This window comes from Cytobacillus sp. NCCP-133 (genome assembly GCF_026011715.1).
In the GTDB taxonomy this organism is placed as follows: Bacteria; Bacillota; Bacilli; order Bacillales; family Cytobacillaceae; genus Cytobacillus.
On record NZ_BRVM01000004.1, the window covers coordinates 184,272 to 203,285 of the forward strand.

A 19,014-nucleotide genomic window follows, 5' to 3' on the forward strand; every position below is an offset into this window, starting at 1 on the left:
ATTTTACTATATGGTCTGTGAATTTGAAAGTCATACTTCCCCATCTCTATTATAACGCATGTCCCCTGCCCCTATGTCAAGGGAATTTTCTTGAAAGCAAACTATTGCAATCAGAAGGGTTGTGTGATAAATTATTAAAGTATCTTTTAATGTCGAAATCCGAATTGGATTTTTCACATTAATTCAGATGGATGAATCTGATTATTGCAAATGAAAGCATGAAAAATAGTTTCAGCTTTGGTATAGTAAGGAGGGAAACATACATGCCACGCAAATGTGTTGTAACTGGTAAAAAAACAACTTCAGGTAACGCACGTTCTCACGCAATGAACGCTAACAAGCGTACTTGGGGTGCTAACCTTCAAAAGGTACGTATTCTTGTAGACGGCAAGCCTAAACGCGTTTGGGTTTCTGCAAGAGCACTTAAATCAGGTAAAGTAGAACGCGTTTAATCTGCGCAGGGACATCCTTTATTGGATGTCCTTTTTATTTTTTGCAAATTTACTCCCCAAATTCGCAAAAAATAAAAGCACCCCGAGGAGAGGTGCCCAGTTTATCTCTGATAACTGCAGTAATCTGTTTTTAAAATGTATGGGGTTAGCCCTTTTTGAAGGTTCCTAGCATGGCACGCACAATGCCGCCTAAAAATTTCGGAAGTTTAATGGTATAGAATCTCATTACTCGTGTCCCTCCTCACGATCTTACGCATCCATTCTGTTCTTCGATCGTCCTCACTATCTTATTCAATTAATGAAAGATAAGTACTCATGATTACCAAAATGATTAGAAAGCAATTTCAACATAGACAGATGCCCAGCTTCCGCCTTCCGCTTTTGTTAATCCTTGCTTCTTACAACCATTAATATGCCTTCAGTGAAAGAAAAAGTACCATAATCCTCAATAAGTTCATTACTAATACACAGCGTAGACCCGATAGGTACTGTATGATTTTTGAGCGGATACTTGAAATTCTTGAGCGTAAGACCTTTCACTTCCATGGTAACCGGGATAAAAGAAAAATATTTAAAGTCTTTAATTTCCTGTATTGTGTACTCGCCTGACGACTTAACATAAATTATGTTCTTTTTGTCAATAATCTCGATTAATACCGCCATATCCAATAAGACTGGCTTGATCAGAAGCTGAATATTGGCAAATAAATGGTCAAGCCTTCCCCCAGTCGCACCGAACAAACGGATCCTATCTGCATTCTGCTCTAGCGCCCAATTCAATGCAAGCTCCATATCAGTCTCATCTTTTTCCGGCATAAACCTGTTAAGCTCTGTTACTTTTTCTTCAATCAGTGCAAGTTCTTCCGTCGTGACAGAATCAAAGTCACCAAATGCCAAATCCGGCTGGATATCATTTTGAATAAGGGTCAAAACTCCTCTATCTACACCGATCCACATACCATCATTTCGGTAGGGCAAGAGCTCCGGTATAAGATTCGCCGGGCCTCCAGCTAGAATATTAATCTTCATTTATAGTTCACTCCAATTATAAGCCTTTAGCTATAAAATGATGAAAAAGCCAGCTGATGAACAGCTGGCTTTTTCATTATTAACCTTTTAAAGCAGCAATGGCCTCAGTTCTGTCAGATTGATTATAGATTGCTGAACCTGCAACCAATACTGTAGCACCTGCTTCAATACATTGCTTCGAGGTTTCTTTGTTAACGCCGCCGTCCACTTCGATTTCAAGCTCCAGCCCTTTTAATTCGGCCATCTTTTTAACGGCTGCAATTTTTGATAGAACTGAAGGAATAAATTTTTGCCCGCCAAAACCGGGATTAACAGACATCAGCAGAACCATGTCTATATCCTCTATGATATGCACTATTGAACTTACCGGGGTAGCCGGGTTAAGGACCACACCTGCTTTTATTCCAAGAGATTTAATATAATGTACGGTTCTATGCAAATGTCTGCATGCTTCAACATGGACTGTAATATAGTCGGCCCCTGCATTTACAAAGGCCTCGATATAGTCATCCGGATTTTCAATCATCAGGTGGACATCCAAAGGAAGCTTAGTAACTGGGCGAATCGCATCTACAATTAAAGGGCCAATCGTAATATTCGGTACAAAATGGCCATCCATTACATCCACATGGATATAATCGGCTCCTCCGCGCTCTACATCTTTAATCTCTTCTCCCAGTTTAGAAAAGTTCGCTGATAAAATGGAAGGTGCGATTTTAACCATAAATTAATACCTCGGCTTTCTGTCTTTTATTTCCTGTAGAAATGCTTTGTAGTGTTCATATCTATACAAAGGAATTTCACCAGTTTCACTTGCTGCTTTCACAGCGCATTTCGGTTCGGCCATATGCAGGCAGCCTCTGAATTTGCATTCTTCGCTCTTCGCCTGAATTTCGGGAAAACAAAAATTCAGGTCCTCCATTTCAATATCTGTAAATTCAAGGGAACTAAACCCTGGAGTATCGGCAACAAGGCCCTTGCCTACCTCAATAAGCTCAACATGCCTGGTCGTATGCTTTCCCCTGCCCAAATGTGACGAAATATCATTGGTCTTAAGCTCCAAATCCGGCCTTAAAACATTTAGTAGTGAGGATTTTCCAACCCCGGACTGTCCGGCAAATACAGAAATTTCACCTTCCAGATATGGCATTAAATCCTTTACGCCCTCTTCTGTCTCAGAGGAAGCAAGCAGGACATCATATCCCGCTTGCCGGTAATCTGATGCATATTGCTGAATTTTTTTATATTCCTCTTCATTAGTAAGATCGATTTTGGTTATGCAAATGATTGGCTTAATGTGGTTGAATTCAACCAGCACAAGGAACCTGTCCAATAGCGAGCTGCTGAAGCCGGGTTCCACTGCTGAAAACACTAGAATAGCCTGATCTACATTTGCAATCGGAGGACGGATCAATTCGTTTTTCCGGTCCTTCACTTCCAAAATATAGCCTTCAATATTATTTTCAGCTTGGAATACAACCTCATCTCCGACAAGCGGAGTAACCTTATTTTTGCGGAAAACCCCGCGTCCGCGGCATTGGATCGTTTCATCACCGCATAATACATAATAAAACCCGCTTAAGGCTTTTATAATTTTGCCTTCAGGCATAGCAGCCCTCCTTATATATCATTCTTCTGGGTAGGATACATCTTTTTGTTCAATAACCTGGCCATCACGCATGATAGCATAAGCAGCTTTCTGTCCAGGAGCAATCTGTACATCAATCGTTATGACCGTATCTTCATATATGAGCTCAGTATGCACCGGTGATGAATCAGGATTGTTCATATCCTTAATGTATATTTGTACTTCATTTGGTGCCCCTTCTTCAGCAGGTTTATATGGCACACTCAGTTCTAAGTTAACCGTTTTAGGCGGAAGTTCTTCCTTCCCTTTTGAAAGAACCACCGTTACTTTCTGTCCTTTAGCCAGGTTTGTCCCCGGAGCAGGATCCTGGTTGATGACTAGTCCTTCAGGTACTTCATCATGAAACTCTTCATCGCCATATTCTACATTTAGCCCTGACGACTCTTCGTATTCCTGAAGCCCTTTTTCGTTATAGCCGCGCAAATCTTTCAATTGGATTGGAGCCGGCCCTTTGCTGACGGTAAATACAAGCTCGGTTTCCTCTGGCACAACAAGATCTCCTTCTGAAAAATTTTGATCCAGAATCGTTCCTGCCGGCTCACTTTCATTATTTTCTTCTGTTTTTTCTATGTTTTTAAATTTTTTGCCTTCAAGCAACCGGAATACTTCATCATATTGGCGGCCCTCATAATTGGAAAGCTCAAACTTTTCCTTGCCAGAGCTTTCATAAATGTCTATAGTAGTTCCTGCTTTTACGGTTCTTCCCGCTTTCGGGTCCGTTTTAACCACGTGGCCTTCTTCTATTTCAGGATCACTGATTTTGAGGGTCTCATCAACAGGAAAACCTGCAGCAACAAGTTCGGCCACTGCATCTTCTACTTCTTTTCCTGAAACATCAGGAACCTCTACATCCTTCGGTTCAAGCAGGTCTGGAAGGACAGTTATGGTTAGAACAGCTAATGCTATTAATGTTAGGAATACCGAAACCAAAATAATTGGCCATTTCTTTTTTTTCTTTTCCTTCTTCTTTTGTTTTTTCTTCTTTTCTGGATCCGGTTTTGCAATCGGCTGAGTATCAGCTTTTGGGTCTTTTGAATGAACAAGCGTTTCATCCATATTTTGATATGGCTTATCGTTTGTTATGACGGGTATAGCTTTTGTGGCATCATCATCAATCGGAACCATGAATTTTTCTTCATGAAGCCTCTCCGGATCCAGTGCGGTTCTTATATCCTCTTCCATTCCATCCACCGTATCATACCGGTGAAAAGGGTCTTTTGCTGTTGCTTTTAATACAATATTTTCAACACTCTGTGGTATGGATGAGTTCCACCTTTTCAGGGAAGGTGTCTCTGATTGCAGATGTTTAAGCGCAATTGATACGGCGGACTCACCGGAAAACGGCAGCCTGCCAGTCAAAAGCTCAAACATAACGATTCCAAGGGAATAGATATCCGACTTTCTGTTGGCCATTCCTCCACGGGCCTGTTCAGGTGAAAGATAATGAACGGATCCGAGCACAGAATTAGTCTGGGTAATGCTGGTCGCACTAAGAGCCATAGCAATGCCAAAGTCCGTGATTTTAACATTCCCTTGTCTGTCTATTAATATATTATGCGGTTTAATATCCCGGTGGATAATATGGTTCTGATGTGCATGAGAGATAGCCGAAGTCAGCTGTTTCATAATCTCAAGGGCTTCCTCAATTTCCACCGGGCTGTTTTGCTGTATGTATTGCTTTAAAGTTTGGCCATCAACATATTCCATCACAATATAATAAATGGAATCTTCTTCGCCAACGTCATAGATGCTTACAATGTTCGGGTGGGTTAAGCTAGTAGCAGATTGGGCTTCACGATGGAATCGGCGGATAAATTCTTCATCTTCGGCAAAGTCCAGCCGTAGTACTTTAACAGCTACATCGCGGTCCAGGATCATATCATGTGCCAGGTAGACATTAGCCATGCCCCCTCCGCCAATCATATCAAGAATCTTATAGCGCCCGCTTATTCTTCTGCCTTTAATCATATTTTATCACCCGCTCTCACTGCCATCATCAAACTCGACAATTACGAGCGTTATGTTATCTTCGCCGCCATTTTGATTAGCCTTTTCAGTTAGCACCTGGGCTTTCGCTTCCAAGGTTCTGCCGCTCTTTAGAATATCATCCATTTCAGAAACATTGACTTTGTTGGATAGGCCATCAGAGCATAGCAATAACAGGTCGTCTTCTTCGAAGGTGATGGTTTTGATATCCATTTCAACTGATGACTCAGTGCCTAACGCCCTGAGAAGGACATTTTTCCGGGGATGATGCTCGGCATCTTCTTTCGTAATTTGCCCTGAGCGCACAAGTTCGTTCACTAGGGAATGGTCCTCAGTCAGCTGCTGGAAACCTAATTCATTAAGGATATAACAGCGGCTGTCTCCTATATTAGCAACCGTTGAGAATCGGTCCGTACAGATGGCAGCAACTACGGTAGTTCCCATACCTTCACATTCCGCATTTTCTTTTGAATGTTCAAAAAGAATCTTGTTTACCTGTTCAATATGCCGCTTCAGCCATTCTTCGGCTTCTTCTGCAGTCTTGATTTCATCAGTCGTTTCCCAAAATCCTTTTAATCTTGCTATGGTCATTTCACTGGCTACATCACCGGCGCGGTGGCCGCCCATGCCATCTGCGACGATGGCAAGGCGCTGCCCGCTGCTGTTCATGTAGATTCCGCCATTATCTTCATTATGCTGTCTGACTTTTCCACGGTCTGTCATAAAAACAGCTTTCATTCTGTCACCTCGTCTCCTCTTTTCGCTCCTTTGCACGAAGTTGTCCACATGCTGCATCAATATCATGACCGTGCTCGCGGCGAATCGTTACATTAATGCCGTTTTTCTTTAATGTTTTTTCAAATGCGAAGATTTGATCTTTCGGTGTCCTCACATAATCTCTTTCTGGCACATAGTTTACCGGAATCAAGTTTACGTGGCATTTAATATCTTTGATCAGCTCAGCCAGCTCCTCTGCATGCTCAGCCTGGTCATTTACACCGCCGAACAATCCATACTCAAAACTGACGCGCCTTCCTGTATTATTAACATAATACCTGATGGAGTCCATTAAATCAGGCAACTTATAAGCACGGTTGATTGGCATCAGGCGGCTTCTGATTTCTGTATTCGGAGCATGCAGGGAAATGGCAAAATTTATCTGCATGTTTTCATCCGCAAATTTATAAATTTTAGGAATGATTCCGCTTGTTGAGACGGTAATATGGCGCGCACCGATATTTAGGCCCTTGTCATGGTTGATTATTTTTAAGAACGAAAGCATGTGGTCATAGTTGTCAAAAGGCTCGCCAATGCCCATGATGACAACCGAGCTGACTCGTTCATTTGTTTCATCAAGTGCCTGTTGTACTTTTACGACCTGAGCAACGATTTCTCCTGCTTCCAGGTTGCGTTTTAATCCGCCTAAAGTGGAAGCGCAGAAAGTACAGCCAATCCGGCAGCCTACTTGGGTTGTGACACAAACTGAATTACCATATTCATGCCTCATCAACACCGTTTCAATTGAATAGCCGTCGTGAAGCTCAAAAAGGAATTTTATTGTCCCGTCTGCTGATTCCTGCTGAATAATAGTTTTAAGAGTTGTAAGCGAGAAATTCACTGACAATATATCCCTTAAGCTTTTTGACAAATTTGTCATTCCTTCGAAAGAAGTGACTCTTTTCGTATATAGCCAATCAAAAATTTGCTCTGCACGGAAAGCTTTCTCATTATTTTCTTTAAGCCAGTTTTTTAACTCATGCAGCTGTAGAGTATAAATGGATGGTTTTTGTCCGGCTGTTGACTTTTTCTCAGTTGCTGTTTGTTCCATTTATTGCACCTTCTTTCTCAGACAGGAAATGTAAAACCCGTCCGAACCTATATCCTGCGGTAAAATTTGAAGTTCAAACCCGTCTATAAATGGAGCGATTGCCTTTGGCATCCGCTCCCTGACAGAAGTGTCCCCTTCAAAGTCCGCATTTTCCTTTAAAAACGATTGCACAACATGCTCGTTTTCTTCCTTGTCCACTGTACATGTACTATAAACTAGAATACCACCTTTTTTCAGCAAAGGCGAAACGGCAGCCAAAAGATTTCTTTGAACCTTATGGAGGTGGAATAAATCTTCTTCCTTCTTGGTATATTTCATATCCGGCTTTCTTCTCATCACACCGAGGCCGGAACACGGAGCATCCACTAAGATGCGGTCAAAAGATTCTTTTTCATAATGCTCTTGGACTTTTCTGCTGTCAAGTGCATTCGTCTTTATATTAGTCAGTCCCAGTCTCGCAGCATTATCATTAATTAGTTTAACTTTATGCTCGTGAAGATCCAATGAGATTACCTGTCCGGTATTTTGCAGCGTTTCAGCAATGTGTGTTGATTTTCCTCCAGGTGCTGCACAGGCATCCAGCACAGTTTCATTCTGACTTCCGCCAAGTGCATAGGCAACCAGCATGGAACTTTCATCCTGAATGGTAATCAATCCATCTTTAAAAGCCTGGGAATTAGCCAAATTGCCTCTTAAACATTTTATGGCTACCGGGATAAAGGGGCTTGCTTCTACTTCGAAACCTTCTTTTTCGAGAAGAGATAAACATTCCTCCCTGGTTCCTTTTACCACATTAACTCTTGCTGTCTGCAAAGAAGCAGTCAAATTGATTTCACACATTTTCATTGCCTCTTCGAAGCCGAGCTGTCCGACCCATCTTTTTACAAGCCATAATGGATGGCTAGTCTCGATCGAAAGGCGCTCAACCGGATCTCCAATTTGTTCGAGGGAAGGAAGCCCTTGCCTCTGAATATTTCTCAGCACACCGTTAACCATGCCGGAAATCCCCTTATGGCCTCGCCTTTTCGCAATTTCTACTGCCTCAAAAATGGCTGCACGGTCTGGGATCTTATCCAGGTAAACCATCTGATAAAGGGTCAGTCTTAACAGCTGCTTTACCCAGCTTTCAACTTTTTTATTTCCTTTTAAAAAAGGTATCAAATAAAAATCAAGGGTCATCCGCCGTTGAAGCGTGCCATATGTTAATTCTGTAAGCAGGCCTATATCCTTTTGGCTGATTTCATTCTTCTTTATGGCATTATTCAGTAAAAGGTTGCTGTAGGACTGATTTTTCTCAATCGTCTCCAACAAATCTAATGCAGCTTCTCTGACATTTTTATTATCTTGCTTCTTCATTCGCTGTCTCCTAGACGGTCGCCGGCTGTAAGATGGGCGCCTGCCCCTCTTAGAAATTGTTCCGCAGGCATTTTTTTCTTGCCGGAAGGCTGCAGCTCCGTAATTTTAATCGCTGTATCATTTCCGGTTGAAACCACTAAGCCGGTTTCTTGAAGGCTGATGATGGTACCTGGTGCCCCGCTGCCGGATGATTGTACCTTTTCTGAGCTCCAAACCTTCATTACGTTTCCATCAAATGTCGTATATGCAACAGGCCATGGATTTAATCCTCTTATATGGTTGTATATTTCCTCGCCTGTTTTGCCCCAGTCAATCTTTTCCTGTTCACGTTTAATATTATAGGCAAAAGTGGCTTCCTCATCGTTTTGTTTTATAGGGGTCAGTTCCCCATTCAGAAGCTTTGGGAGCGTTTCGGATAGAAGCTCGGAACCTGCAGCGCTAAGCTTATCATGAAGTGTGCCAACAGTATCCTTTTCAGTAATAGAGACTTCTGCCTGTGTTAAAATATCACCGGCATCAAGCTTCTCGGCCATATACATGATTGTAATCCCTGTCTTATCCTTCCCCTGTAAAATGGAATAATGGATCGGTGCCCCGCCGCGAAGCTCTGGAAGAAGCGACGCGTGAACATTGATGCAGCCATATTTTGGGGCTTCCAGAAGTTCTTTTGGCAGAATTTGTCCAAAAGCAGCCGTAACAACCAGGTCAGGCTTGAGCGAAAGAATTTTTTCCAGTTCATCCGGCTGGCGGATTTTCTCAGGTTGAAATACAGGAATACCCTGTTTTTCAGCTTCCACTTTAACAGGTGGAGGGGTAAGAGTTTTCTTTCTCCCCACCGGTCTGTCTGGCTGTGTGACAACTCCAATCACTTCATAGCCGTCCTTTAAAATTTGCTGCAATACTGGTACAGAAAAATCGGGTGTTCCCATAAATACAATCTTTGTCATTCAGCTTCCAGTCCTTCCAACTCATCTTCATTCAAATATTTGGTCACTTTTGATGTAAATAAAACTCCATGCAGATGATCAATTTCATGCAGGATGGCTCTGGCCAAAAAGTCTTCTGCTTCAAGCGTATAGAATTTCCCTTTGCGATCCTGAGCCTTTATTTTTACATAACCAGGCCTTATTACTTCTCCATACAAGCCAGGAAAACTCAAACACCCCTCCGGTCCTGTCTGTTCTCCTTTAGTTTCAAGGACTTCCGGATTTATCAGTTCAATTGTTTCAATTTCATCATCTATATCAACAATGGCGATCTTCTTGGCAAGCCCAATTTGCGGAGCAGCAAGGCCGACACCATCAAATTCAACCATTGTATCATACATATCGTTTAATAATTTGCCCAGCTTCTTATCAAAAACCTGAACGGGTTCGCATTCTTCTTCAAGAATTTCAGCCGGGTAAGTTACTATTTTTTTTACAGCCAAAATATATTTCCTCCATTTTTATCTATTTTCAACCAATTTTCATTTATTCATAACCATGATTAACCCTAAAAAAGCCTTTACATTAATATATACGGATTCAGGTCCATTGAAATGGCAAGGCCACCAGTGGCTATTTCCTGCTGATAATTATCAAGAATTTTCTTAAGTACCTGGCCCAGCTCTGGTTCCCGCTTGTATTTTATCAGACATTGATAGCGATATCTATTATTGATCCGGGGGATTGGTGATGCAACCGGCCCAAGTACAATACTCTCCGCTGACAGCCTTGATTGAATAAACTTTGTTATCTTCTCAGTAACGGAAACAGCCTTCATTAATTCCTCATGGCTGACGGTGACAAGGGAAATGTAATAGAAAGGAGGATATCTATGGATTTTGCGGACCATCATTTCTCTCTCATAAAACTTGTCGTAATTCTGCTCTCCTGCCAGCTCAATACTGTAATGTTCCGGAGTATAGGTCTGTACGATAACCTCACCCTCCAATTCATGTCTCCCTGCGCGACCGCTTACCTGCGTCAAAAGCTGAAAAGTCTTTTCAGAGGAGCGAAAATCCGGAAGGTGGAGCATGGTATCAGCCGAGAGGACCCCTACTAGTGTAATATTAGGAAAATCAAGCCCCTTTGCTATCATTTGAGTGCCTAAAAGAATATCCGCACGGCCTTCCTGAAATTGATCAAGAAGCTTTTCGTGAGCTCCTTTTCTGCTGGTTGTATCAACATCCATCCTAATCACTTTGGCTTCCGGCAATACTTTTGCCACTTCTTCTTCTACCTTTTGTGTCCCAGTTCCGAAATAGCGGATATGCTCACTTTTGCATTCAGGACATATATTTGGAACAAATGATTCATACCCGCAGTAATGGCATTTCATTTGCTGGCTAAACCGATGGTAAGTTAAAGATATATCACAATGCGGGCAAGTAATAACGTAACCGCAATCTCTGCACATAACAAAAGAGGAATGTCCTCTTTTATTAAGGAATAAGACAATTTGCTCATTCTTTTCCAGGCGATCTCTTATCTTATCCAGCAGCAGCCTGGAAAACATCGAACGGTTGCCCTCCCGGAGCTCTTCTCTCATATCAATTATCTCAACGGATGGCAACGCCTGATTGTTCATTCTTTTAGCTAGTGCAAGAAGTTGGTAAACTCCCTTTTGAGCCCTTGCGAATGACTCTAGCGAAGGGGTTGCACTGCCTAGCACCACCTGGCATTTATGTGTTTGTGCTCTTTTGATGGCTACATCCCTTGCATGATATCTTGGGTTTTCCTCCTGCTTATAGCTTGTCTCGTGCTCCTCATCAATAATGATAATTCCAAGATTTTCAAAAGGAGCAAAGACCGCGGACCTGGCACCGACCACCACTTTTACTTCTTTTCTTTGAATCTTTCTCCACTCATCATATTTTTCCCCCGCAGACAGGCCGCTGTGCAAAACAGCTACTTGATCGCCAAATCTTCCTTTAAAGCGTCTGACCATTTGCGGGGTTAAAGAAATTTCAGGAACCAATACGATCGCTTCTTTTCCTTCCTGAAGTACTCTTTGAATGGATTGGAGGTACACCTCTGTTTTCCCGCTTCCTGTCACCCCATAAAGTAAAAAGGTTTCATACCTATGATTTTCGATGGAATGAAGGATAGGAGTAATCGCTTGTCTTTGCTCTTCCGTTAAAGGCAGCGGCTCTGTTCTTTCAAATTCCCGGTTTCCAAAGGGATTTCGGTAAATTTCCACATCTTTTTGGCCAAGCAGCCCTCTTTGGATAAGCCCTTTAATCGTTGAAGTGGTTATTCCAAGCAAAGCAAATAGTTCCTTTTGTTCAATCGGACCATCCTTAATAAGGAAGTATTCAAGAACCTCTTTTTGCTTAGTTGCATTTCCAGGAAGCTTTTCAATATAATCGGCCAGATCATTCCGTTCTGCAGCAAGAAAGACCTGCTTTATTTTTTTCTTTTTCACACGTTCTTTTACTTGATAGACAATCTCAATATTGCCATTGGCTGCCTCTCTCTGCAATTGAGACAGAGCACCATCCTTAACAGCATCATCCCACGTGATTGCATCGGTATTTTGAAAAAGAATGCCAGCTTCTTCTGAAAACATACTGCGGTCTGCTTTATCCGTTAGTACTAACTTCTTTTCATATTTAGCCTTTAAGGCTGCTGGCAGCATTGCCTGATAGGCTGATATTTTATAGCATAATGTTTTTTCTGTCATCCAATCTCCCAGGGTTAAAAGTTCCTGATTGAGCACAGGGTTTAAATCCATCGGTTCAACAATTGATTTTAATTGTTCAAAATCTGAATCTGTTTTTAACCCAATCACAAAACCCTGGATTTTTCTAGGGCCGAACGGAACAACGACACGCATGCCAGGCTGAATAAGGCCAGCCAGACGAGCAGGTATTTTATAATCATATGCACGATCTGTTTGTTTTGCAGGCACATCGACAATGACACTGGCAATATTCATTTTTGTTCATCCTTTAATAATATCGCAGCTTCCTTCAGAATTTTTGCAGCAACGTCTTTTTTTGACATAAGCGGAAGTTCCTCTGAAGTCCCATCCTTTTTAAAAAAGGTAACAATATTTGTGTCGGTCCCAAATCCGGCTCCATCTGAAGTCACATTATTGGCAACGATCATATCGGCATTTTTCTTTTTAAGTTTCCCCTGTGCATATTCATCGACTCGTTCGGTCTCAGCAGCGAATCCGATTAAAATTTGGCCCTTCTTTTTTTGACCCAATTCGAATAGAATATCTTTTGTCCTTTCCAGCTCCAACAATTCGTCTCCCGGCTGCTTTTTCATTTTTTGGGTATGGCTCACTTTTGGCCGGTAATCCGATACTGCAGCAGTCTTGATAACAAGATCAGCATCTTCAAATTCTTTAATTGCAGCCTGGTACATTTCTTCGGCACTTACAACTTTTATCAGTTTAGCGGCAGCAGGAGGTTTAATCGAAACAGGGCCGGAAATAAGCACAACCTCAGCACCTGCAGAAATGGCTTCTTCTGCAATGGCATAGCCCATTTTTCCAGTGGAATGGTTTGTAATGTAACGGACCGGATCTATTTTTTCCCGGGTAGGACCTGCTGTAATGACCACTTTTTTGCCTGCTAAATGCTTCTTGGCTTTACTGAAAAACAGACTGATAGTCTCTGCAATTTTCTCCGGATCTTCGAGTCTGCCCTTTCCAACATACCCACAGGCAAGATAACCTTCAGAAGGCTCAATGAATCTGCAGCCGAAGCTGTATAAAGTTTCAATATTTTTCTGGACTGACGGATGGCTATACATATGCACATTCATGGCAGGAGCAATCCAAATAGGAGCCGTTGCAGCCAGCAGGGCAGTTGTAATCATATTATCAGCAATTCCGTTTGCAAGCTTGCCAATAACATTAGCCGTAGCCGGTGCAACAAGAATCAAATCTGCCCAATCCGGCAGGTCGATATGGGCGATCACCTTTGAATCTTTTTCATCAAATGTATCAGTGTAGACATCATTTCTGGACAATGCCTGAAATGTTAACGGAGTTACAAACTTTGCAGCAGAGTCACTTAATATGACTTTAACTTCCGCTCCCCCCTGGGTTAGCTTGCTCGTTAATGCTGCAGCTTTGTAAACCGCTATTCCTCCTGTAACGCACAGTAATATTTTTTTGCTTGTCAGCATATATTGACCCCACCAATCTAAGCTAAAATAATTCTTCTTTACAATTTATTAAACCAGTACATTTACTTAAATTGCATTTCAATGAAATAAGAAAATCATGATAATTTTATTATGCAAGAAGAACTGTTAATTTTCATCTTTTAAAACCGGAAAGCTCAATTAACATTCATAGAAACAAAAATAACAACCTTTAGTAAGGTTGTTATTCAGCAATTTTACTCATATGATTCCTTGGCCTTTTTATCTCCTAAACGATAATGAAGCTGATCAGCATTAATTTCTTCCAAAGCTTTGCCGACATTTTTATGTGATTTGTAGCTTTCAAGCTGCGGCGCTGCGTGCAATTGCAGCTTTCTCGCACGCTTTGCAGCTACAGAAACAAGTGAATATTTCGAATCGATTTTCGTCATTAAAGAATCAATTGATGGATAAAGCATATTTATTCTACCTCCAGCATTCTGATATATTTTGGCTCTACTCGCTCCCTGCGGCAATGTTCAGCAACGACAATTGATTTTATTCTTTCGCAGGCAAGATCGATTTGATCATTTTCCACGACATAATCATAGAGGTTCATCATTTCGATTTCTTCTTTTGCTACAGTCATTCGATTATTTATAATCTCTTCTGTTTCTGTCCCTCTTGTGACAATACGGTTTTTTAGCTCCGATAAGCTTGGAGGTACAAGGAAAATAAATAATCCATCAGGGAACTTCTCTCGAACCTGGCGGGCACCCTGCACTTCGATTTCAAGGAAGACATCTTTTCCGCGGTCTAGCGTTTCCCTTACATAATCAACCGGAGTACCATAATAGTTGCCGACAAACTCAGCATACTCCAGCAATCTATCCTGCTGGATCAGCTCTTCAAACTCCTGGCGGGTTTTGAAAAAATAATCTATCCCATCCACTTCTCCCTCTCTGGGAGCTCTTGTTGTCATGGAAATAGAGTATTCGAAAGAAGTGTCCGGCTGCGAAAATATTTCTTTTCTTACTGTTCCTTTTCCTACACCTGAGGGGCCGGATAGAACAATCAATAACCCTTTTTCTTTCATTTTTACCATCCTACCCTTCCTCAATAATTTCATCGCGGTCATTTAATCGATGGGCAACAGTTTCCGGCTGCACTGCAGACAAAATGACATGGTCGCTGTCCATAACGATAACAGCCCGGGTGCGTCTCCCATATGTCGCATCAATTAAAGAGCCACGGTCGCGTGCATCCTGAATAATCCTTTTAATTGGGGCGGATTCGGGACTTACTATAGAAATGATCCGGTTGGCAGATACAATATTGCCAAAGCCGATATTAATCAGTTTAATTGACATTGGGTCCTCCAATCATCAGTTATTAATCACAGATTAACGGGCAGTAATCCTCCACTTCAATACTTGGAAAAATCGATTGAGGATAAGTTGGTGGTATTAACTGCCCTTAAAGGCCCGGTTGGTTTATCTACCATCAGCGGAGGATGAAAAAAAAACCACTAATGGAAGATTCACTTTATTTTGACCCCCAGAGCCGCAATCTAAACAACTGCTATTCAATATTTTGAATTTGTTCTTTCATTTTTTCCAATAAACTCTTTATTTCAACCACTTCGGCTGCAATTGCTGCATCATTCGCCTTGGAGCCGATTGTATTGGCTTCCCGATTCATTTCCTGCAAAATAAAGTCAAGTTTCCTTCCAGCAGGCTCTGTGAGCTTAAGCGTTTTTTCAAATTGCCCAAGGTGGCTTTGCAGCCTGGTCAACTCCTCATTTATGTCCGATTTATCCGCAAACACTGCAGCTTCTGTTAAGATTCGCGGTTCATCAACCTGACCCTCAAGGTATTCTTTTACTCGTTTTTCTAGCCTTTCCTGGTAAAGCTGTACAACTTTTGGAGCGAGCTCTCTCAGAATGATTATTCTTTTGCTTAAATGGCCAAGGTGGAGATGGACATCTTTTGCCAATTCAAGCCCTTCAGCTTCCCGCATCTGTGTTAAATGCATGCATGCTTCTTCAGCAGCTGAAAGGACTAGCTTGCGGAGCTCCTCATTGCCTGACTCCTTTTCCTCAATGTTGATCAGTTCCTCCCGAATAACATCCCGGATCGATAAATCATTTTGGATACTGTATTTTGTTTTAATTGCCGTTATGTATTGATAATATTCATCTAAAAGTTTCCAGTCAACATATACTTTCCGGCTGACCGAGCCAGCACCTTCAATTGTAATGTAAACTTCTGCTCTTCCTCTTCTGATATACTGGCCAATCTTCTTCTTTATTTTATCTTCCATTTGCATCAGTTGTCTTGGCATACGCATATGAAACTCGGAAAAACGATGGTTTACTGTCTTAATTTCGACAGTAATGGAAAATTGCCCCGAATCCTTCTTGCTCCTGCCAAAGCCAGTCATACTTACAACCATTTTCTTACACTTCCTTTTGGGATAAGTACAGCTTCCTTTTTCAAACGTTTTTGCCTGCATTGTAAAATACAAAAGTCTATGAAGGCATGTTGACTGTGCAGTCTATAGTTAAAGATTAATTTATATTTTTGCGCAAAAAAGAAAGGTAATAGAGCCTTCTCTACCACCTTTAGGATTATAACACATTTTATTTTGTTTTTCTTGCCAAAAATGTACCGGCCAGCAAAAATGTTGGAATTGCTGAAAGACCTATTATCATCCACCAGTCATGCAATTCAATTGGTACGGTATGGAAAATTGGCTGCAGCGGCGGATAGTAGATTACCACAAGGACTAATGCCAGGGACGAAATAACAGCCCAGACCAAATATTTATTGCCAAAAGGGTTCCTTGAGAATACGGACTTTTCACTTCTGCAATCAAATACATGGATCAGCTGTGCCATGACCAATGTAGCAAAAGCAACTGTTTGCGCGTATGCAAGATGATCAGGATTAGCTTTAAAAGCAAAAATAAATGCCAAAAGCGTTACTAGTCCGATTAAAAACCCCCGAGAGATTACCTTCCTGCCCAGCCCTCTTGAAAATACACCTTCCTTCAGGCTTCTTGGCTTTCGCTTCATTACATTTTCTTCCGGCTGGTCGAGTCCAAGCGCCATGGCAGGCAGCCCATCAGTAACTAGATTCACCCAGAGGATTTGGATTGGTACTAATGGCAGTGGAAGAGCCAGCAGCATGGCGAAAAGCATAACCAAAATCTCTCCCACATTTGAAGCAAGCAAATATCTGATAAATTTACGGATATTTTCGTAAATATTTCTTCCCTCTTTTATAGCTGCTTTAATCGTAGCAAAATTATCGTCAAGCAGCACAAGAGCGGATGCCTCTTTTGCCACATCTGTACCGGTAATGCCCATTGAAATGCCAATGTCCGCAGCTTTAATGGCAGGTGCATCATTGACTCCATCACCTGTCATGGCCACGATATGCCCTCTATTTTGAAGTGCCTTAACAATTTTAAGTTTATGCTCAGGTGAAACCCTTGCAAAAACAGCTACATCCTCAACTACATTTTCCAGATCTTCCACAGTCATCTCGGCAAGGTCTTTTCCCTGAAGAACTTTAGAACCCTTTGTTAATATACCTAACTGCTTCGCAATCGCCTGGGCTGTAATCACATGATCGCCAGTAATCATAACAGTCTTTATGCCGGCTTCCTTGCATTCCTTGACTGCTTCTCTGACTTCTGGCCTAGGAGGATCAATCATTCCCTGGAGGCCAATGAAAGTTAGTCCCTGTTCTGCCTCTTTTTCATCTAATATGACATTCTTTGATGGGATTTCCTTATAGCCGATTGCAATCGTTCTTAAAGCCTGGGAAGCAAGATCTTCAATGGCTCCCTGGATTTCGCCTGACAGCTCCCTTGAAAGGATTTGACGCCTGCCATCCCAAAGAACAGCTTCACTTTTTCCGACTAAAACGTCAGGCGCACCTTTCGTCACTATGAATTGTCTTCCATTATGGTCCTTGACAACAACGCTCATCATTTTGCGGATAGAATCAAACGGAAACTCATTAATAATCCTGAATTGGTTTAACAAACTGCTCCGGTTATACCCTGCTTTCATAGCTGCTACAAGTAATGCTCCTTCAGTCGGGTCCCCATCGATTACAAACTCATTGTTTTTATGCTGTATTTCTGCGTGGTTGCAAAGCATACCGAACATGAGCATCTGCTGGAGCGCCTTATCTCTTTTAGCTTCAATTTGATTATCATTCCTGTAGAATTGGCCTTGCGGCTCATAACCTATTCCATCCACTTTCCACTCTTTGCCGCCGCTCCAGAGATGAGTAACTGTCATTTTGTTTTGTGTCATAGTCCCTGTTTTATCTGAACAGATTACAGAGGCGCACCCAAGTGTTTCAACAGCAGGGAGCTTTCTGACGATTGCGTTTTTCTTTATCATCCTCTGGACACCAAGAGATAGGGCGACCGTAACGATGGCAGGCAGACCCTCAGGTATAGCTGCGACAGCCAATGATACACCAGCAAGGAACATAGTATAGAGCTCCTGCCCCTGGGCAACTCCAGCCACCACCACAAGCACTGTTAATAAAATTGCAGCTGTAATCAGGATTTTCCCGAGCTGTTCCAGTCTTCTCTGCAAAGGTGTTACCATCGTTTCCGCATTTTGAAGCAGATCTGCAATCTGACCCATGGCTGTATTCATGCCTGTACCTACTACAACACCCAATCCATATCCACGGGTAACCATTGTACCCATAAAGGCCATATTTTCCATATCGCCTATTGCGAGATTGGCAGTTTTCAAGGAACCTGTGGTTTTGGCAACAGGCAAAGATTCACCTGTCAAAGCCGATTCCTCTATTTCCAGGCTATTAGATTCTACTATTCTTACATCTGCCCCAATTCTGTCTCCGGTCGAAAATTTTATCAAATCGCCGACCACCACATCTTTTGATGGGATCTTCTTCCACTCCGAATCCCGGAGCGTGATTACTTGAGGGGCTGATAATTCCTTAAGTGCGTGCAGCGATTTTTCTGCTTTTCTTTCTTGAAAAAAGCCTAAACACCCATTTATAACCACAATGGCAATAATGGCGATTGCATCAATATATTCACCAAGCAGCCCTGAAATCAAGGTAGCGGCTAGTAAGACAAGGACCATGAAATCTTTAAATTGACTAAAAAATAAGAGCAAAGCCGACTGCTTTTCTCCTTCTTTCAATTCATTATAGCCATATTGGTTTCGCCGCTTCTTTACATCATCCTCCGTTAAGCCTGCCTTAACATCTGTATTTAAGGCTTGCTCGACCTCTCTTTCATTCATTTCATGGAACTTCATCCGGACATCACACTTCCTCCTTTATGGTTTGAGAAAAGCGGAGAGCGGCTTGGAATGAGAAAAATATCCCTTCAAAAACAAGCGTCTTTCCCATAAACAGCGCTCACTGCTAGACATTAAAGAGAATCCGCCAGACGGCGGACCGTCCTGCTTCTGCTGCAAAAACTCAAGTGAAGCAAAGTTGTCCAATCTCACTCTAAAGAAAGCTTATTCAGCCCCGTCCAAAAAAATGCTATTATTAATAAGAAACACACATGATTCAATTACTCACACCCCCGTATGAAAATATTCATCCGGGGTTTTTGTTTTTT

Annotated in this window: 18 protein-coding genes; 1 reads left to right on the top strand and 17 read right to left on the bottom strand. The window is 41.9% G+C overall.

The window, feature by feature from the left end; all coding sequences use genetic code 11:
* The first annotated feature begins 263 nt into the window (after positions 1–263).
* Positions 264–452, top strand: a complete 189-nt coding sequence (rpmB, locus tag NCCP133_RS07920) for a 50S ribosomal protein L28 (protein WP_019381740.1) — start codon at positions 264–266, stop codon at positions 450–452.
* A 145-nt stretch (positions 453–597) separates the two neighbouring features.
* Here rpmB and spoVM read toward each other — a convergent pair whose 3' ends face one another.
* From spoVM to NCCP133_RS08005, 17 genes are all read right to left on the bottom strand, one after another.
* Entirely contained in the window at positions 598–678 is an 81-nt protein-coding gene (gene spoVM / locus NCCP133_RS07925) for a stage V sporulation protein SpoVM (protein ID WP_019381739.1), read from the bottom strand.
* Positions 679–836: 158 nt separating this feature from the next.
* Positions 837–1,481, bottom strand: a complete 645-nt coding sequence (locus NCCP133_RS07930; RefSeq protein ID WP_264804387.1) for a thiamine diphosphokinase — start codon at positions 1,479–1,481, stop codon at positions 837–839.
* A gap of 79 nt (positions 1,482–1,560) precedes the next feature.
* Positions 1,561–2,205, bottom strand: a complete 645-nt coding sequence (rpe, locus tag NCCP133_RS07935; RefSeq protein WP_264804388.1) for a ribulose-phosphate 3-epimerase — start codon at positions 2,203–2,205, stop codon at positions 1,561–1,563.
* Between the two features lie 3 nt (positions 2,206–2,208).
* Entirely contained in the window at positions 2,209–3,090 is an 882-nt protein-coding gene (gene rsgA / locus NCCP133_RS07940) for a ribosome small subunit-dependent GTPase A (RefSeq protein ID WP_264804389.1), read from the bottom strand.
* Between the two features lie 18 nt (positions 3,091–3,108).
* Positions 3,109–5,097, bottom strand: a complete 1,989-nt coding sequence (pknB, locus tag NCCP133_RS07945) for a Stk1 family PASTA domain-containing Ser/Thr kinase (protein WP_264804390.1) — start codon at positions 5,095–5,097, stop codon at positions 3,109–3,111.
* A 6-nt stretch (positions 5,098–5,103) separates the two neighbouring features.
* Positions 5,104–5,853, bottom strand: coding sequence for a Stp1/IreP family PP2C-type Ser/Thr phosphatase (locus NCCP133_RS07950; RefSeq protein WP_264804391.1), 750 nt, complete (start codon positions 5,851–5,853; stop codon positions 5,104–5,106).
* Between the two features lie 4 nt (positions 5,854–5,857).
* A complete protein-coding gene (gene rlmN / locus NCCP133_RS07955; protein ID WP_264804392.1) occupies positions 5,858–6,943 on the bottom strand; it encodes a 23S rRNA (adenine(2503)-C(2))-methyltransferase RlmN in 1,086 nt (361 codons plus the stop codon).
* Positions 6,944–8,299 (bottom strand): 16S rRNA (cytosine(967)-C(5))-methyltransferase RsmB, encoded by a 1,356-nt coding sequence (rsmB, locus tag NCCP133_RS07960; RefSeq protein ID WP_264804393.1) that lies wholly within the window; start codon positions 8,297–8,299, stop codon positions 6,944–6,946.
* The gene (fmt, locus tag NCCP133_RS07965; protein ID WP_264804394.1) at positions 8,296–9,246 is read right to left on the bottom strand and encodes a methionyl-tRNA formyltransferase; all 951 of its coding nucleotides are present in this window, start codon (positions 9,244–9,246) and stop codon (positions 8,296–8,298) included. Before fmt ends, rsmB begins: the two co-directional genes overlap by 4 nt.
* Positions 9,243–9,728 (bottom strand): peptide deformylase, encoded by a 486-nt coding sequence (gene def / locus NCCP133_RS07970; RefSeq protein ID WP_264804395.1) that lies wholly within the window; start codon positions 9,726–9,728, stop codon positions 9,243–9,245. The genes fmt and def overlap by 4 nt, the downstream gene beginning before the upstream one ends.
* A gap of 77 nt (positions 9,729–9,805) precedes the next feature.
* Entirely contained in the window at positions 9,806–12,220 is a 2,415-nt protein-coding gene (gene priA, locus NCCP133_RS07975) for a primosomal protein N' (RefSeq protein ID WP_264804396.1), read from the bottom strand.
* Positions 12,217–13,425, bottom strand: a complete 1,209-nt coding sequence (gene coaBC / locus NCCP133_RS07980) for a bifunctional phosphopantothenoylcysteine decarboxylase/phosphopantothenate--cysteine ligase CoaBC (RefSeq protein WP_264804397.1) — start codon at positions 13,423–13,425, stop codon at positions 12,217–12,219. The genes priA and coaBC overlap by 4 nt, the downstream gene beginning before the upstream one ends.
* A 215-nt stretch (positions 13,426–13,640) precedes the next feature.
* Positions 13,641–13,862, bottom strand: a complete 222-nt coding sequence (gene rpoZ / locus NCCP133_RS07985) for a DNA-directed RNA polymerase subunit omega (protein ID WP_264804398.1) — start codon at positions 13,860–13,862, stop codon at positions 13,641–13,643.
* Between the two features lie 2 nt (positions 13,863–13,864).
* Positions 13,865–14,479: a guanylate kinase gene (gene gmk / locus NCCP133_RS07990; protein WP_264804410.1), complete on the bottom strand. Its 615-nt coding sequence runs from the start codon at positions 14,477–14,479 to the stop codon at positions 13,865–13,867.
* A 10-nt stretch (positions 14,480–14,489) separates the two neighbouring features.
* Positions 14,490–14,753: an extracellular matrix/biofilm regulator RemA gene (remA, locus tag NCCP133_RS07995; protein ID WP_026585597.1), complete on the bottom strand. Its 264-nt coding sequence runs from the start codon at positions 14,751–14,753 to the stop codon at positions 14,490–14,492.
* 211 nt (positions 14,754–14,964) lie between these two features.
* Positions 14,965–15,837 (bottom strand): YicC/YloC family endoribonuclease, encoded by an 873-nt coding sequence (locus NCCP133_RS08000; protein WP_264804399.1) that lies wholly within the window; start codon positions 15,835–15,837, stop codon positions 14,965–14,967.
* 187 nt (positions 15,838–16,024) lie between these two features.
* Entirely contained in the window at positions 16,025–18,703 is a 2,679-nt protein-coding gene (locus NCCP133_RS08005; protein ID WP_264804400.1) for a calcium-translocating P-type ATPase, SERCA-type, read from the bottom strand.
* Between the last annotated feature and the right edge of the window lie 311 nt (positions 18,704–19,014).

Bases quoted from the DNA above. Each gene is read 5' to 3' on its own strand.
- rpmB (WP_019381740.1), top strand. From the start codon at position 264: ATGCCACGCAAATGTGTTGTAACTGGTAAAAAAACAACTTCAGGTAAC.
- spoVM (WP_019381739.1), bottom strand. From the start codon at position 678: ATGAGATTCTATACCATTAAACTTCCGAAATTTTTAGGCGGCATTGTG.
- NCCP133_RS07930 (WP_264804387.1), bottom strand. From the start codon at position 1,481: ATGAAGATTAATATTCTAGCTGGAGGCCCGGCGAATCTTATACCGGAG.
- rpe (WP_264804388.1), bottom strand. From the start codon at position 2,205: ATGGTTAAAATCGCACCTTCCATTTTATCAGCGAACTTTTCTAAACTG.
- rsgA (WP_264804389.1), bottom strand. From the start codon at position 3,090: ATGCCTGAAGGCAAAATTATAAAAGCCTTAAGCGGGTTTTATTATGTA.
- pknB (WP_264804390.1), bottom strand. From the start codon at position 5,097: ATGATTAAAGGCAGAAGAATAAGCGGGCGCTATAAGATTCTTGATATG.
- NCCP133_RS07950 (WP_264804391.1), bottom strand. From the start codon at position 5,853: ATGAAAGCTGTTTTTATGACAGACCGTGGAAAAGTCAGACAGCATAAT.
- rlmN (WP_264804392.1), bottom strand. From the start codon at position 6,943: ATGGAACAAACAGCAACTGAGAAAAAGTCAACAGCCGGACAAAAACCA.
- rsmB (WP_264804393.1), bottom strand. From the start codon at position 8,299: ATGAAGAAGCAAGATAATAAAAATGTCAGAGAAGCTGCATTAGATTTG.
- fmt (WP_264804394.1), bottom strand. From the start codon at position 9,246: ATGACAAAGATTGTATTTATGGGAACACCCGATTTTTCTGTACCAGTA.
- priA (WP_264804396.1), bottom strand. From the start codon at position 12,220: ATGAATATTGCCAGTGTCATTGTCGATGTGCCTGCAAAACAAACAGAT.
- coaBC (WP_264804397.1), bottom strand. From the start codon at position 13,425: ATGCTGACAAGCAAAAAAATATTACTGTGCGTTACAGGAGGAATAGCG.
- rpoZ (WP_264804398.1), bottom strand. From the start codon at position 13,862: ATGCTTTATCCATCAATTGATTCTTTAATGACGAAAATCGATTCGAAA.
- gmk (WP_264804410.1), bottom strand. From the start codon at position 14,479: ATGAAAGAAAAAGGGTTATTGATTGTTCTATCCGGCCCCTCAGGTGTA.
- remA (WP_026585597.1), bottom strand. From the start codon at position 14,753: ATGTCAATTAAACTGATTAATATCGGCTTTGGCAATATTGTATCTGCC.
- NCCP133_RS08000 (WP_264804399.1), bottom strand. From the start codon at position 15,837: ATGGTTGTAAGTATGACTGGCTTTGGCAGGAGCAAGAAGGATTCGGGG.
- NCCP133_RS08005 (WP_264804400.1), bottom strand. From the start codon at position 18,703: ATGAAGTTCCATGAAATGAATGAAAGAGAGGTCGAGCAAGCCTTAAAT.